Raw genomic sequence first — 13,385 nt, forward strand, 5'->3', positions numbered from 1 at the left:
GCGCGTCACTTCATCGGCGTCAGGCGCAGCAGACGTCCCGGTGAATCATCCTCGATGATCCAGACCGCACCATCGGGAGCGACCGCGACATCGCGAATGCGATTGCCCATGTCCCAGCGCTCCGCCTCATCCGGCTGGCCGTCGGGCCGGAATGCGACGCGCACCAGCGCCTGGGCCCGCAAACCGCCAATCAAGGCCGAGCCTTTCCATTGCGGAAACATCGCGCCCTCATAGAAGGCAAGCCCGGCCGGCGCGATCACGGGATCCCAGTACAGCAGTGGCGCCTCGAGATTCGGCCGCGTCGCGTGACGCGGGATCGGCGTGCCGTCGTAATTGTCGCCGTTCGAAACCAACGGCCAGCCATAGTTCTTGCCCGGCACGATCAGGTTGAGTTCGTCGCCACCGCGCGGCCCCATCTCGTGCAGCCAGAGCCGCCCGTCGGACGCGAAGGCCAGGCCATAGGGATTGCGATGGCCGGTGGTCCAGGTCTGTGCTGGCACACCCTTGTCCTCCGCCTGCGGATTGTCCGACGGCGTCGAGCCGTCGAGATTGAGCCGCAGCACCTTGCCGCGCGCCTGGCGCGGGTCCTGGGCGCTGGTGGGCTGCATGCGATCGCCGACGGTCAGGAACAGATGCGTGCCTTGCGGATCGAATGCGATGATGCCGCCGGGCTGGCCGCCGCCGCCGGACGGCGTCTGACGCCAGATGACCTTGGGGTCGTTCAGCGTCACGCGATCATTCGCGAGCGACAGCTCGGCACGGGTGAGGACGAGCCGGCTACCCTCGGCGCTCGGCTCGGTGTAGGTGATGTAGACCTGCGAATTTGTCGCGAAGCCTGGCGAGATGGCGACGTCCAGCAGCCCGTTCTGACCACGCGCCGCGACCGCGGGCACGTTGCCGATGTCGCGCTTCTGGCCGCTCTGCGTGACCAGGAACATCCGGCCCGGCTTCTCCGTGATCAGCATGCGGCCATCGGGCAGAAACGCGATCGCCCAGGGTGTGTCGAACTCGGCGATGCTCTTGGCGTCGAACGGCCGCACCGCGCTCGGCTTGCGGCCGCCGGCATTGATGCTGTCGGCATGCGCGGTGGTGCCCGCAACGAGTCCCACCACAAAAGCCATGCATGCGAATGTCTTGGAGAACGCCATGATCACTCCAGTGTGTCGATCCCGATCGGATGCAACGTGCATTCGGCCATGCCGGATCGGTGCCTACCGAATGCGCCCGATCAGTGATAATGCCGAGAGCGCGTAAGCGATGCGCATATTTCCGTGAGCCGCAAATATGCAGGACCACAAGCAACTCAGCCGCTCGGTGGCGGGATTGACCGTGCTGATCACCGGCGCGGCCTCGGGCATGGGCCGCGCGACCGCGCGCGTGTTCGCCGACGAGGGCGCGAAAGTCGCCGTCACCGATGTCGATGCGGACGGCGCCCGCGCCGTGGCCGAGGCCATCACGACATCGGGCGGAACAGCGCAGGTCTGGCGGCTCGATCTCAGCGATCCCACGGCCATCACGACCGTCGTCGGCCAGGCCGCGGCGCATTTCGGCGGCCTCGACATCATCATCAACAATGCCGGCATTTCCGTGCGCGTCGCGATCGACGACGACGGCTATGACGAGGCCTGGGCCAGGGGACTCGCAGTGATGCTGACCGCGCAGCAGCGCGTCATCCGTGCCGCGCTGCCGCATCTGCGGCGCTCGACGAGCCCGCGCATCGTCAACATCGCCTCGACCGAGGCGCTTGGCGCGACCGCCATGCACAGCGCCTATTCCGCCGCCAAGGCCGGCGTGACCGGGTTGACGCGCTCGCTCGCCGTCGAGCTCGGGCGCGACGGCATCACCGTGAATTGCGTCTGCCCGGGACCGATCACGACGGCGATGACCGCGCGCATCCCCGACGAGCAGAAGGCGATCTATGCGCGGCGCCGCACCGCCCTCGGACGCTATGGCGATCCCGAGGAAGTCGCGCACATGACGTTGAGCCTGTGCCTGCCGGCCGCCTCGTTCATCACCGGCGCCGTCATTCCGGTCGACGGCGGGCTGATGGCGCGCAACGCCTGACCCTGACCGTCCGGCATGTCAGCCGTGCGCGGCGGCGCGCGGCCTATGAATTGACTTCGCACCTCGCGGGCGTAGCCTCAGGCATCAGAAGCGAACGTCAGTTCGCCATCATGAGGACACGCAAGGAGGACGCCATGGCCATCGCCATCCGGCAACTGCATCCGCATTTCGTCGGCGAGGTCTCCGGCGTCGACCTGCGCCAGCCGCTCACTCTCGACGAGATCGCGCAGTTGCAGGCCGCGATCGATCACTACGCGGTGCTGGTGCTCCATGACCAGGACATCACCGACGAACAGCAGCTCCGCTTTGCGCTCAGCTTTGGCGAACGCGAGCAGGCGCGCGGCGGCACGGTGACGAAGAAGGAGGACTACCGACTCTCGACCGGCCTCAACGACGTCTCCAATCTCGGCAAGGACGGCAAGCCGCTGCCGCGGGATCATCGCACGCATCTGTTCAATCTCGGCAACTGCCTGTGGCATTCCGACAGCTCGTTCCGGCCGATCCCGGCGAAGTACTCGATCCTGTCGGCGCGCGTCGTGAATCCGAAGGGCGGCAACACCGAGTTCGCCGACATGCGCGCGGCCTATGATGCGCTCGATAAGGAGACCAAGGCGGAGATCGAGGATCTCGTCTGCGAACATTCGCTGATGTATTCGCGCGGCTCGCTCGGCTTCCTCGACTACACCGAGGAGGAGAAGGAGATGTTCAAGCCAGTGAAGCAGCGGCTGGTGCGCACGCATCCGGGGCATGGCCGCAAGTCGCTGTATCTGTCATCGCATGCCGGCGCCGTCATCGGCATGAGCATGCCCGAGGGACGGCTGCTGCTCCGCGATCTCACCGAGCACGCCACGCAGCCAGAGTTCGTCTATGTCCATACATGGCGGCTGCACGATCTGATCATGTGGGACAATCGCCAGACCATGCACCGCGTCCGCCGCTACGACCAGTCCCAGCCCCGCGACATGCGCCGCGCGACGGTGGCCGGCACCGAGCCGACGATCGCGCAGCAGGCTGCGGAGTAGCTCGGCGCGGGAGCTCTGCCTTAACGTCATGGAGAGATGTTCGCAGAGCCTCAACAACACCGGTGTCGTCCCGGACAAGTCCGGCAACGCGCAAGCGTTGTCGGACGCCGATCCGGGACCCATACTCCGTGACATCTATTGTTAGGTCCGCTCGATCGGCACCGTGCGTCACCACACCCGCCTCCGCGTATGGGTCCCGGCTCGGAGGCCGGGACGACCCGGAGGAACAGCGGGTTCTAACCAAACCTGTTGTGAACTTCGAGAGCGGCAGGAGCGGTGCCACACCGCCTAAGCGTGCCCCGCGGCGTTCGACAGCATGCCCGGATCGATGCCGATCTTGCGCAGTGCCAGATCGTATTTGCTCTCGACATTGTCGCCGAAGATCAGCTCGGGATCGGCGTCGCAATGCAGCCAGCCATTGTCCTGGATCTCTTCCTCGAGCTGGCCGGCGCGCCAGCCGGCGTAGCCGAGCGCGAGGATGGCGTGCTTCGGGCCGTTGCCTTTGGCGATCGCCTTGAGGATGTCGATGGTCGTGGTCAGGCAGACGCCGTCATTGATCTTCAGCGTCGCGTTGGCGATGAAGTAGTCGCTGGAATGCAGCACGAAACCGCGTCCGGTGTCGACCGGACCACCGCTCAGCACCTTCATCGTTTCGGCGCTGTCCGGCAGATGGATCTGGTCGCTCTTCTCGATGATATTGAGTTGCATCAGGAGCTGCGGGAAATCGATGCTGCCCGCCGGCCGGTTCACCATGATACCCATGGCGCCTTCGGCCGAGTGCGCGCACAGATAGATCACCGAGCGCTCGAAGCGGGAATCGCCCATCACGGGCATCGCGACCAGCAGCTGGCCGTCGAGATATCCACCTTGCGAGGCGTGATCCCCGATCCCGGTCACTTTGCGGCGAATGTCGCCCAGCCTTTTTGCCTCAGGATTCATCCGCAAGGACTCTCATGATCGTTGATATCCTGATATTGGGATGCGCATCTGTCAATCAAGGTTCAGGGCACCGCGACGAAATCGACCTCACAAGCAATTCAATGGTTTGCGCCTGAAGCTCACTCTAAAGACGTCTCATGTCCGCCTTGGTTCCTCACCACTCCGCCACACTGTTCATCGTCTCCGTCCTGTCGTCCTGCCTGGCGTTCGGCGCGCAGGCGCAGGACTCCTCGCCCTGGCAGCGCGACACCCACTCCGCCGTACGCCTGCTTGCGGGCTCACGCAGCGGCCCTGTCATGCTCGGCGGCATCGCCATCCAACTGCAGCCGGGATGGAAGACCTACTGGCGCACGCCCGGCGATTCCGGTGTGCCGCCGCGGTTCGACTTTTCCAAGTCGGACAACGTCGAGGCAGTGACGGTTCTGTGGCCGGCGCCGACCAAGTTCGATGATGGCGCCGGCGGCCACTCGCTCGGCTATCACGACCAGGTCGTGCTGCCGCTGCGCATCGTCGCCAAGAGCGCGGACAAGCCGATGACGTTGCGCGCCGACATCAGCTACGCGGTCTGCGAGAAGATCTGCATTCCGGTGGAGGCCAAGGCGGAGCTCGCCTTCACCAGCGTCGCCAGTACCGAGGATGCCTCGTTGTCTGCGGCCCTCGATACCGTGCCGAAGCCGGCCAATATCGGCGATCCCATTCCGTTGACGATCCGCGACGTCAAGCGCGACGGCAAGAAGGACGTCATCGTCGACGTCGCCGTGCCCGACCCACGCGGCGTTCAGCTCTATGTCGAGGGCCCCACGCCCGACTGGGCGCTGCCGATCCCAGTCGTCCGCGACAGCGGCGCACCGGGCATCAAGCGCTTCGCGTTCGAACTCGACGGCGTCCCGCCGGGCGTCAAGCCGGATGGTGCCGCGCTGAAATTCACGCTGGTCGGTCCCGACAAGGCCTACGAATTCAACTTCAACCTGCCCTGACGGCGCCGCCGCGGCGCATCGCGTTGGCCCGAGGGCCCAACCGATTCTTAACGATGCGTTGATAGGAAGGTCACCATCGCCGCCATCGGTGCGGCCGTGGAGACTGGTCGCCGTGGCCGTGATGGACGCCCGCAACGAACGCGTATCGACCGGCCTCGTCGCCCGCCTGAAGGCGCGCCTGGCCGCGCTCGGCGGCAGTGGCGACGCGTCGCTGACGCGGCGGCTGGCCGGCACCATCTTCATCATTCGCGTACTCAGCGCCGGCCTTGCCTATCTCAGCCAGATCCTGCTGGCGCGCTGGATGGGCGGCTCCGACTACGGCACCTATGTCTATGTCTGGACCTGGGTGCTGCTGCTCGGCAGCATGCTCGATGTCGGCATCGCCTCCTCCGCGCAGAAGATCATTCCCGACTACCGCACGTCGAACCAGCAGGCGCTGCTGCGCGGCTTCCTCGCCGGCGGCCGCTGGCTGACCTTGGCGACCTCGACCGCCGCCGCGCTGCTGCTCGCCGGCCTGGTCGCGCTGCTGTCGCCGTGGATCGAGGCAGCCGAGCGCATGCCGCTCTACATCGGCTGCCTGACGTTACCGGCCTTCGTCGTTGCCAACACCCAGGACGGCATCGCGCGCTCGCATGACTGGATGACGCTCGGCCTGATGCCGCAATTCATCATCCGCCAGACCCTGATCATCGGCTTCACCGCGGGCGCCTTCGTGCTCGGCCTCGACCTCGGCGCCACCGCTGCGATGGCCGCGAGCGCCGCCGCGGTGTGGATCGCGATGTTCGGCCAGATGTGGGTGCTGAACCGCAGGCTCGATCGCCATATCGAACGCGGACCGAAGCAGTACGACCTCCGAGGCTGGCTCGCGATCTCGCTGCCCATCCTCCTGGTCGAGAGCTTCTATCTGCTCTTGTCCTACACCGACGTGCTGGTGCTGCAGCAGTTCCGCTCCTCCGAGGAGGTCGGCATCTATTTCGCGGTCGTCAAGACGCTCGCGCTGGTGTCGTTCATCCACTATGCGATGTCGGCGACGACGGCGCATCGTTTCGCCGAATACCACGCACTCGGCGACAAAGCCCGGCTGTCGGCCTATGTCGCCTACGCCATCAAATGGACGTTCTGGCCGTCGCTGGCCGCGACCCTGGTGCTGCTCGCGCTCGGCAAGCCGCTGCTCTATCTGTTCGGCGCGCAGTTCACCGCGGGCTACGACATCATGTTCATCGCCGCGATCGGCCTTGTCGTGCGCGCTGCGATCGGTCCGGTCGAGCGGCTCCTGAACATGCTGGGCCAGCAGCGCGCCTGCGCGATGGCCTATGCGGCGGCCTTCGTCATGAATCTCGTGCTGTGCATCCTGCTGGTGCCGCAGTTCGGCGGCCATGGTGCCGCCGCCGCGACCTCGCTGTCTCTGGCGTTCGAGACCGTGCTGCTGTTCCGCATCGTCAAGCAGCGCCTTGGCCTGCACGTTCTCGCCTTCGGCAAGGCAGCGTGAGGGAACTCAGCCGGCACGATCGTTGCGTCATCTTGTCCCTTCTCCGGCAGAACTAAGAGCGTTATCAGCACCCGGCCCTCACGCGGTGATCACGCAAGTGTTGAATGCAACGCCTTGATATTGGCGCGATGTTCCGGGCAGATCATTCGACCGCGCGTTGGGGGAGATCGAGATGTCGAGACTGGGGCTCGCGATGGTGCTGGCTGCACCGTTGCTGTTGGCAGGCTGCATGGAGGCGACGCTGTCGCCGACCACCGATGCCGCCTTGACGCCGCGCGACCGGCAACTGCTGGCGCGTGCGCCCTACGCCGAGGCGAAGATTCCCGACCAGTTCCAGCGCCACATCGTCGAATACACGCGGCAGGAACAGCCGGGCACGATCGTCGTCGATACCGATGCGCGCTTCCTCTATTACGTGCTGCCCGACCGCAAAGCGGTGCGCTACGGCGTCGCCGTCGGCGAGGAGGCGCAGGCCTTTTCCGGCGTCGCCACCGTCGGCAAGCTCGCGGAATGGCCGGACTGGGTTCCGACCGCCGACATCCAGGCGCGGCTCGGTCCCTATCCGAAGCGCGTCGCCGGCGGCCCGGCCAATCCGCTCGGTGCCCGCGCGATCTATCTCTACGAGGGCAACAAGGACACGCTGTACCGCATCCACGGCACCAATCAGCCCGAATATATCGGCCAGGCGATCTCGTCCGGCTGCATCCGCATGACCAACATCGACGTCGCCGATCTCTACAATCGCGTGCAGCTCGGATCGACCGTGGTCGTGCTGCCGCCCGGGCAAAGCGTCGCATCATCGACCACGAACGTGTTCGCGCGCCGCAGCTGAGGGCTGTGCCGTCTCGCGTTCAGGGCCGCGCGCTGAGGGTCAGGTAGTCCGGCGGGACGTGATCGGTGAGCCAGACACCATTGTCGGCGACATAGAACGCGATGCCGGCGCGATGCATGGCCGCAGCATCGATGCGAAAGATGGCCGGCTTGCCGTGACGGCGGCCGACATTGAGCGCGGCGGCCTCATCCAGCGACAGATGCACGTGCTGGCGCGACTGGGGCTTCAATCCCTGAGCCATGATCGACTCGACGAAGCGCGTCGCAGTCCCATGAAACAGCACGGCCGGCGGCTCGCTCGGCGCAAGTCCAAGCTCGACCGACACCGAATGTCCCTGCGCCGCGCGGATACGCAGCCCATCTTCCGAGATCGTGAAGCGCTTCTTGTCGCTGGTCGCGACCACCCGGTCCAGCTCGGCGCGGGTGAACGCGGTTCCTGCCGCGGCCGCCCGCGCGATCAGATCGTCGATGGCGGTCCAGCCCTGGACGTCGAGCTCGAGGCCGATCGCCTCCGGCTGATGCCGCAACACCAGGCTCAGGAACTTGCTCAGTCGAACGGTATCGAACGCCATGATGAGAGACCCTAGCCGTAGCGCAGCTTCAGGCCGAGGATCGCGGCGACCAGGCCCAGCGTGATGGCGTTGGCGACGACCAGCGGCAGGTCGCTGATCAGCGCGCCGTAGAGCAGCCACATCGAATTGCCGGTGGTCTGCAGCACGAACATGCCCATCGAGATGTCATGGGTCGAGCGCGAGCGCCAGGCCTTGATGACCTGGGGCAGGAACGAGCATGTGGTGCAGGTGGCGGCGCCGAGGCCGATGATCGTGGTCAGCAAGATGAAAAGTCCGTGCGCTGGTCGTGGAAACGCACGCTTGTAGAATGACCCGCGCCGAAGCGAAACCCGCTCCGGCGCGAAATTGCTTGCTGAGCGTGAGGCGGTGACCCCCACCAACACCCTCGGTCATTCCCCGCGAAGGCGGGGAATCCAGTACGCCGCGGCCCCTCGATCGATCACTGCCGTCTCTGGAATACTGGATCGTCCGCCTGCGCGGACGATGACGGTGTGGGTGAAGCAGGCTCCGCCCCCATCAAACAAAGCTACGCCGCGGTCCAACCGCCGTCGATCGACAGGTTGGTGCCGGTGATCTGCGCGGCTTCGTCGCTGCACAGGAACAGCGCGAGGGCGGCGACCTGGTCGACGGTGACGAACTCCTTGGTCGGCTGCGCGGCCAGCAGCACGTCGTTGATGACCTGCTCCTTGGTGAGGTTGCGCGCCTTCATCGTATCGGGGATCTGCTTCTCGACCAGCGGCGTCCAGACATAGCCCGGCGAGATGCAGTTGCAGGTGATCTTGTGGGTCGCAAGCTCCAGCGCCACCGTCTTGGTGAGACCGGCGATGCCATGCTTGGCCGAGACATAGGCCGACTTGAACGGCGAGGCGACCAGCGAGTGCGCGGACGCCGTGTTGATGATGCGGCCCCAGCCGCGCTTCTTCATGCCGGGCACGGCGGCGTGAATGCCGTAGAACGCCGAGGACAGGTTGATCGCGATGATCTGCTCCCACTTCTCCGGCGGAAACTCCTCGACCGGCGAGACGAACTGGATGCCGGCATTGTTGACGAGGACATCGACCGAGCCGAACGTGCTCTCGCCGAGCGCGATCATGCCGGCGATCTCGGCCGGCTTGCTCATGTCGGCCGGCGAATGCACGGCCTTCACCTTGAACTCGCTCTCGATCGCCGCGCGCTCCTTCTCGATATCGGCGGCAGCGCCGAAGCCGTTGAGCACGATGTTGGCACCGGCGCTTGCGAAACCGCGGGCGATCGCAAGCCCGATGCCGCTGGTCGAACCGGTGACCACCGCGGTCTTGCCCTTCAAATTCGTCGTCATAACTTCACTCCTTCTTGGCGGCGGCAAGGTTGCCGTCCTGCGTGAGATCGTAGGTCACCATGGTTTCGCCGGACTGCGGCCGCTCCAGCCAGTCCTTGTGGCGCATCGACGAATGCACGTCGCGCACGCCCGCCTCCCAATGCTCGACCATCGCGACATGGGAAAAATCGTAGTCCTTGGAGGACGTCTCGTAGTTCTTGCTGCGATAGATCAGATGCACGACCGTGACCGTGTTCTCCTGCGCCGCCTTGCACAGGATCTCCAGCGACGGATCGTTGCGCAGCTCGTCAGGCAGCTTGGCATAGAGCTCGCGGAACGCCTTGCGGGTGTTGTGGATCATGCGGTTCTTGTCGGTGTTCATCCGCGTCCGGCTGGAATAGCGGATGTCCTTTTCGCGTTCGGCGGCCTCCAACAAGGTGCGCGGCAGGTCACCGCGCGCGGAGAACAGATCGACCTGGAAGATCAAGAGATCACGGTCCGCCCCGATGTCGAGCACGTAGTCGAGCGGCGTGTTGGAGGCGATGCCGCCGTCCCAGTAGTGCTCGCCGTCGATCTCGACCGGCGGGAAGCCCGGCGGCAGCGCGCCAGAAGCCATGATGTGCTCCGGGCCGATGCGCTTGCCCTGCTTCTTGAACTCGACATTGTCGAAATAGGTGAAGTTGCCGGTGGTGACGCCGACGGCGCCGACCGACAGCCGCGTCCTGCAATCGTTGATGCGATCGAAATCGACCAGCCGCTCCAGCGTCTTCTTCAGCGGCGCGGTGTCGTAATAGCTCACCGATTGCGGCGTGCCGGCCGGCCACAGCGGCGCCGGTGGGAAACGCGGCGTGAAGAAGCCGGGCACGCCGAACGCCGCGATCAGCGCGGCGCTCGCCTCGTTGAAGGCCGAGCGGTGATGATCGCCGTTGAGCAGCGGCTTCCACGGCACCGGCGAGGATACCATGTGCCAGAATTCCTTGAGGCGCTCGATGCGCTTCTCGCGCTCGTTGCCGGCGATGATCGCGGAATTGATCGCGCCGATCGAGATGCCGGCGACCCATTCGGGCTCGAAATCGAAATGGCACAGCGCCTGATAGGCACCGGCCTGATAGGAGCCGAGCGCGCCGCCGCCCTGCAGGACGAGCACGCGCTTGGCATCAGAGGGAGTTGTCGGCGGAGCCGGCAGCGAATGATGATTCATGTCAATCGATCGGTTATCAGCAGTGGCGCCAGCGTGGCGTGACTTGCTGATAACGTCAAATCAACCTCCGGCATAGGTCGCCTCCGGCCAGCCATGGGGCCAAACCGGACAGGTCACCGCCCATGCAGGGAGCAGCGGCGTGCCTGTCAGGACGGCTTCTTGCCGTCGGGAGCGGCGAGGATCATGGTCCAGAAGACCTTGTATTTCGTATTCGGAGCATAGCTCGCGGCGATGCCTATTTTTGTGACACCGTTCTTCAGCATGTTGGCGCGGTGAGGCGGCGAATCGCGCCAGCCAGAAAAGGCTTCCGCCAGGGTATGATAGCCCGCCGACACGTTCTCGACCGCGACGACGGCATCATAGCCCGCGCCGGTCAGGCGCTTGGCCAGTGGCGCGCGCACGTCGTGATCGAGCTTGTTCTTGTCGGCCATCGCCTGCGACTGCGACTCCGCAAGCCGCATCAGCTCGGGATCGACCTCGACGGTGCCGAGCCCGTTGTTCTGACGATATTGTGAGATCATCGTCGCCGCGGCGACCGCATCGAGCCTCGCCCCCGCGACCGCCATGTCGGCGTACATGGTCGGCGCCTGCACGACAGCCGGCGTATCAGCCGCGCAGCCGGCGAGCAGGAAAGCGATGGGAAGAGCGATAGCCAGACGCGTCAATGAACCGGTCCCTATGCGAAGACGAGAGGCGGGTTGTTGCACATCAACCGTGGCTGAAAGGTGAATCGACGGTAAGTTCCATCGGTGCAATTGCATCCGTTTCGGCCGGGTAAGGGTTGGTCAACCATAAGCACGCTTCGGTCAAGCCAAAGACGACGCCACATTCCCGCTGTCGTCCCGGCCTCCGAGCCGGGACCCATACGCCGCGGCGGATGTGGCGAGACGCGATGCCGCTCCAGCCTGCCTCAAACAGACGTCACGGAGTATGGGTCCCGGATCGGCGCCCGCCAACGCTGACGCGTTGCCGGGCTTGTCCGGGACGACAGCGAATGTTTTTCTCGCAGACTTGGACTAACGACCTGCCGGTAGAAGCCGAGCTCGACCGGCCCTACCCGCCAGCAAAGATCCGATAATGCCGCGGCTTCAGGCCGATGCGGTCGCCGATGCGGAGTTCGCGGTCGCGGGGGGCATCGATCTCGATGGTGGAGCCTTCGGTCAGCGCGATCTCGGCGCGTTGCACCGGGCCGAAGCTGCGGACGTGGGTCACCGCGCCATGCAGGGTGCCGCTGTCCGCCGGGCCGATCAGCATGTCGTGACGCCGCACGAACAAGGTGGAGGCGCCCGCGGCGGCGCCCTCCGCGGCAATGTCGAGCGGCCGGCCGTTGAGATGCACCGCGCCCCCGGTGACCTCGACCGGCAGCATGATCGACTCGCCGATGAAGCCGTGCACGAAGGCCGTCGCGGGGCTGTCATAGACGTCGTTCGGCGAGCCGACCTGCTCGATGCGGCCCTTGTCCATCACCACGACGCGATGCGCGACCTCGAGCGCCTCCTCCTGATCGTGCGTGACGAAGATCGAGGTGACGTTGATCGAATGATGCAGGGTGCGCAGCCATTGCCGCAGCTCCTTGCGCACCTTGGCGTCGAGCGCGCCGAACGGCTCGTCGAGCAAGAGGATGCGCGGCTCGATCGCGAGCGCGCGCGCCAGCGCAATGCGCTGGCGCTGGCCGCCGGAGAGCTGGCTCGGATAGCGGTCGGCGAGCCAGTCGAGCTGCACGAGATCGAGCAGCTCCTTGACGCGCGCGCGGATCTGCGCCTCGCTCTTGCGGATGCTGCGCGGCTGCACGCGCAGGCCGAAGGCGACGTTCTCGAACACGCTCATGTGCCGGAACAGCGCGTAGTGCTGGAACACGAAGCCGACATGACGCTCGCGCGCGCCACGATCCAGCGCGTTCTCGCCGTCGAACAGGATCTCGCCGGCATCGGGCCATTCGAGACCGGCGATGATGCGCAGCAAGGTCGTCTTGCCCGAGCCGGACGGACCGAGCAGCGCCAGCAGCTCGCCATTGGCGACCTTCAAGTCGACCCCGTCGAGCGCCTTGAACGCGCCGAAGGTCTTGACGACGCCCCTCGCTTCAATGGTCATGAGGCATGTCCTCGTCGATATTGCGTTCGAGAATGGTCTTGGCGATCAGCGTAATCAGCGCGAGCATGGCGAGCAGCGAGGCGATCGCGAACGAGGCCACCATCTGGTATTCGTTGTAGAGGATCTCGACCAGCAGCGGCATCGTGTTGGTCTCGCCGCGGATGTGGCCCGACACCACCGACACCGCGCCGAACTCGCCCATCGCGCGCGCGTTGCACAGCAGGACGCCGTACAGCACGCCCCATTTGATGTTGGGCAGGGTGACGCGGAAGAAGGTCTGCAGGCCCGACGCACCGAGCGAGATCGCCGCCTCCTCCTCCTGCGTGCCCTGCTCCTGCATCAGCGGGATCAGCGCGCGCGCCACGAACGGGAAGGTCACAAAGATGGTGGCGAGCGTGATGCCGGGGAAGGCGAACAGGATCTGCAGGCCATGGCTCTGCAGCCAGGGGCCGAAGAAGCCCTGCGCGCCGAACAGCAGCACGAAGACCAGGCCGGAGATGACGGGGCTGACCGAGAACGGCAGGTCGATCAAGGTGATCAGGAAGGTCTTGCCGGGAAACTCGAACTTCGCGATCGCCCAGGCGGCGGCGAGGCCGAACACCAGGTTGGTGCCCACCGACACCGCCGCGACACCCAGCGTCAGGCGAATGGCGGACCAGGCCTCGGGGTCGGCCAGGGCGGAAAAATAGGCCGTAATACCCTTGCCGAACGCCTCGACGAACACGACGACCAGCGGCAGCACGACGAAGATCGACAGGAACCCGATAGCAAGCGTGATGATCGCGATGCGCACGAAGCGCGGCTCGGCGCGCGGATCGCGCCGGGCGGCCGTTGCGGCATGGCTGTGCGCTGCCGTGGCGTCGCGCGTCTGTTGCAGGGTCATTTCGATGCTCATGCCGCGG

The 13,385-nt window shown here is 65.5% G+C and carries 14 protein-coding genes; 5 read left to right on the forward strand and 9 right to left on the reverse strand.

Going from position 1 to position 13,385, the window contains the following annotated elements; genetic code table 11:
- Nucleotides 1-5: 5 nt before the first annotated feature.
- Nucleotides 6-1,121 carry a PQQ-dependent sugar dehydrogenase gene (locus ACQR1Y_RS19730; protein ID WP_434877937.1) on the reverse strand — a complete coding sequence of 372 codons (1,116 nt, stop codon included), beginning with the start codon at nucleotides 1,119-1,121 and terminating at the stop codon, nucleotides 6-8.
- Between the two features lie 163 nt (nucleotides 1,122-1,284).
- Here ACQR1Y_RS19730 and ACQR1Y_RS19735 point away from each other — a divergent pair, with 163 nt between their 5' ends.
- Nucleotides 1,285-2,064 (forward strand): SDR family NAD(P)-dependent oxidoreductase, encoded by a 780-nt coding sequence (locus tag ACQR1Y_RS19735; protein ID WP_434877936.1) that lies wholly within the window; start codon nucleotides 1,285-1,287, stop codon nucleotides 2,062-2,064.
- A 134-nt stretch (nucleotides 2,065-2,198) separates the two neighbouring features.
- On the forward strand, nucleotides 2,199-3,086 hold the full coding sequence (locus tag ACQR1Y_RS19740; RefSeq protein WP_434877935.1) for a TauD/TfdA dioxygenase family protein: 888 nt from the start codon (nucleotides 2,199-2,201) through the stop codon (nucleotides 3,084-3,086).
- 288 nt (nucleotides 3,087-3,374) lie between these two features.
- Here ACQR1Y_RS19740 and ACQR1Y_RS19745 read toward each other — a convergent pair whose 3' ends face one another.
- Nucleotides 3,375-4,025: a YqgE/AlgH family protein gene (locus ACQR1Y_RS19745; RefSeq protein ID WP_434877934.1), complete on the reverse strand. Its 651-nt coding sequence runs from the start codon at nucleotides 4,023-4,025 to the stop codon at nucleotides 3,375-3,377.
- A gap of 137 nt (nucleotides 4,026-4,162) precedes the next feature.
- Between ACQR1Y_RS19745 and ACQR1Y_RS19750 the strand changes: the two genes are divergently transcribed.
- From ACQR1Y_RS19750 to ACQR1Y_RS19760, 3 genes are all read left to right on the forward strand, one after another.
- Complete coding sequence (locus tag ACQR1Y_RS19750; RefSeq protein WP_434877933.1) at nucleotides 4,163-5,002, forward strand: protein-disulfide reductase DsbD domain-containing protein; 840 nt, start codon at nucleotides 4,163-4,165, stop codon at nucleotides 5,000-5,002.
- 112 nt (nucleotides 5,003-5,114) lie between these two features.
- Nucleotides 5,115-6,491, forward strand: coding sequence for a lipopolysaccharide biosynthesis protein (locus tag ACQR1Y_RS19755; protein WP_434877932.1), 1,377 nt, complete (start codon nucleotides 5,115-5,117; stop codon nucleotides 6,489-6,491).
- 172 nt (nucleotides 6,492-6,663) lie between these two features.
- Nucleotides 6,664-7,323, forward strand: coding sequence for a L,D-transpeptidase (locus ACQR1Y_RS19760; RefSeq protein ID WP_434877931.1), 660 nt, complete (start codon nucleotides 6,664-6,666; stop codon nucleotides 7,321-7,323).
- 19 nt (nucleotides 7,324-7,342) lie between these two features.
- Here the strand turns inward: ACQR1Y_RS19760 and ACQR1Y_RS19765 are convergent, their stop codons facing one another.
- The 7 genes from ACQR1Y_RS19765 to cysW form a co-directional block, all read right to left on the reverse strand.
- On the reverse strand, nucleotides 7,343-7,894 hold the full coding sequence (locus tag ACQR1Y_RS19765; protein ID WP_434877930.1) for an RNA 2'-phosphotransferase: 552 nt from the start codon (nucleotides 7,892-7,894) through the stop codon (nucleotides 7,343-7,345).
- 11 nt (nucleotides 7,895-7,905) lie between these two features.
- Nucleotides 7,906-8,157 carry a SemiSWEET transporter gene (locus ACQR1Y_RS19770; RefSeq protein ID WP_006614646.1) on the reverse strand — a complete coding sequence of 84 codons (252 nt, stop codon included), beginning with the start codon at nucleotides 8,155-8,157 and terminating at the stop codon, nucleotides 7,906-7,908.
- Between the two features lie 263 nt (nucleotides 8,158-8,420).
- On the reverse strand, nucleotides 8,421-9,212 hold the full coding sequence (locus tag ACQR1Y_RS19775) for a 3-hydroxybutyrate dehydrogenase (protein ID WP_434877929.1): 792 nt from the start codon (nucleotides 9,210-9,212) through the stop codon (nucleotides 8,421-8,423).
- A 4-nt stretch (nucleotides 9,213-9,216) separates the two neighbouring features.
- A complete protein-coding gene (locus ACQR1Y_RS19780) occupies nucleotides 9,217-10,392 on the reverse strand; it encodes a DUF3734 domain-containing protein (RefSeq protein WP_434856277.1) in 1,176 nt (391 codons plus the stop codon).
- A 146-nt stretch (nucleotides 10,393-10,538) separates the two neighbouring features.
- Nucleotides 10,539-11,057, reverse strand: coding sequence for a CAP domain-containing protein (locus tag ACQR1Y_RS19785; protein WP_434877928.1), 519 nt, complete (start codon nucleotides 11,055-11,057; stop codon nucleotides 10,539-10,541).
- Nucleotides 11,058-11,445: 388 nt separating this feature from the next.
- The gene (locus ACQR1Y_RS19790) at nucleotides 11,446-12,483 is read right to left on the reverse strand and encodes a sulfate/molybdate ABC transporter ATP-binding protein (protein ID WP_434856279.1); all 1,038 of its coding nucleotides are present in this window, start codon (nucleotides 12,481-12,483) and stop codon (nucleotides 11,446-11,448) included.
- On the reverse strand, nucleotides 12,473-13,378 hold the full coding sequence (gene cysW, locus ACQR1Y_RS19795) for a sulfate ABC transporter permease subunit CysW (protein ID WP_434856280.1): 906 nt from the start codon (nucleotides 13,376-13,378) through the stop codon (nucleotides 12,473-12,475). Before cysW ends, ACQR1Y_RS19790 begins: the two co-directional genes overlap by 11 nt.
- Nucleotides 13,379-13,385: the final 7 nt, after the last annotated feature.

It is taken from the genome of Bradyrhizobium sp. HKCCYLRH3099 (assembly GCF_051167855.1).
Lineage (GTDB): Bacteria > Pseudomonadota > Alphaproteobacteria > Rhizobiales > Xanthobacteraceae > Bradyrhizobium.

What these genes read in the sequence shown, in the direction of transcription:
- ACQR1Y_RS19730 (WP_434877937.1), bottom strand. Translation starts at nt 1,121, where the DNA reads ATGGCTTTTGTGGTGGGACTCGTTGCGGGCACCACCGCGCATGCCGAC.
- ACQR1Y_RS19735 (WP_434877936.1), top strand. Translation starts at nt 1,285, where the DNA reads ATGCAGGACCACAAGCAACTCAGCCGCTCGGTGGCGGGATTGACCGTG.
- ACQR1Y_RS19740 (WP_434877935.1), top strand. Translation starts at nt 2,199, where the DNA reads ATGGCCATCGCCATCCGGCAACTGCATCCGCATTTCGTCGGCGAGGTC.
- ACQR1Y_RS19745 (WP_434877934.1), bottom strand. Translation starts at nt 4,025, where the DNA reads ATGAATCCTGAGGCAAAAAGGCTGGGCGACATTCGCCGCAAAGTGACC.
- ACQR1Y_RS19750 (WP_434877933.1), top strand. Translation starts at nt 4,163, where the DNA reads ATGTCCGCCTTGGTTCCTCACCACTCCGCCACACTGTTCATCGTCTCC.
- ACQR1Y_RS19760 (WP_434877931.1), top strand. Translation starts at nt 6,664, where the DNA reads ATGTCGAGACTGGGGCTCGCGATGGTGCTGGCTGCACCGTTGCTGTTG.
- ACQR1Y_RS19765 (WP_434877930.1), bottom strand. Translation starts at nt 7,894, where the DNA reads ATGGCGTTCGATACCGTTCGACTGAGCAAGTTCCTGAGCCTGGTGTTG.
- ACQR1Y_RS19775 (WP_434877929.1), bottom strand. Translation starts at nt 9,212, where the DNA reads ATGACGACGAATTTGAAGGGCAAGACCGCGGTGGTCACCGGTTCGACC.
- ACQR1Y_RS19780 (WP_434856277.1), bottom strand. Translation starts at nt 10,392, where the DNA reads ATGAATCATCATTCGCTGCCGGCTCCGCCGACAACTCCCTCTGATGCC.
- ACQR1Y_RS19790 (WP_434856279.1), bottom strand. Translation starts at nt 12,483, where the DNA reads ATGACCATTGAAGCGAGGGGCGTCGTCAAGACCTTCGGCGCGTTCAAG.
- cysW (WP_434856280.1), bottom strand. Translation starts at nt 13,378, where the DNA reads ATGAGCATCGAAATGACCCTGCAACAGACGCGCGACGCCACGGCAGCG.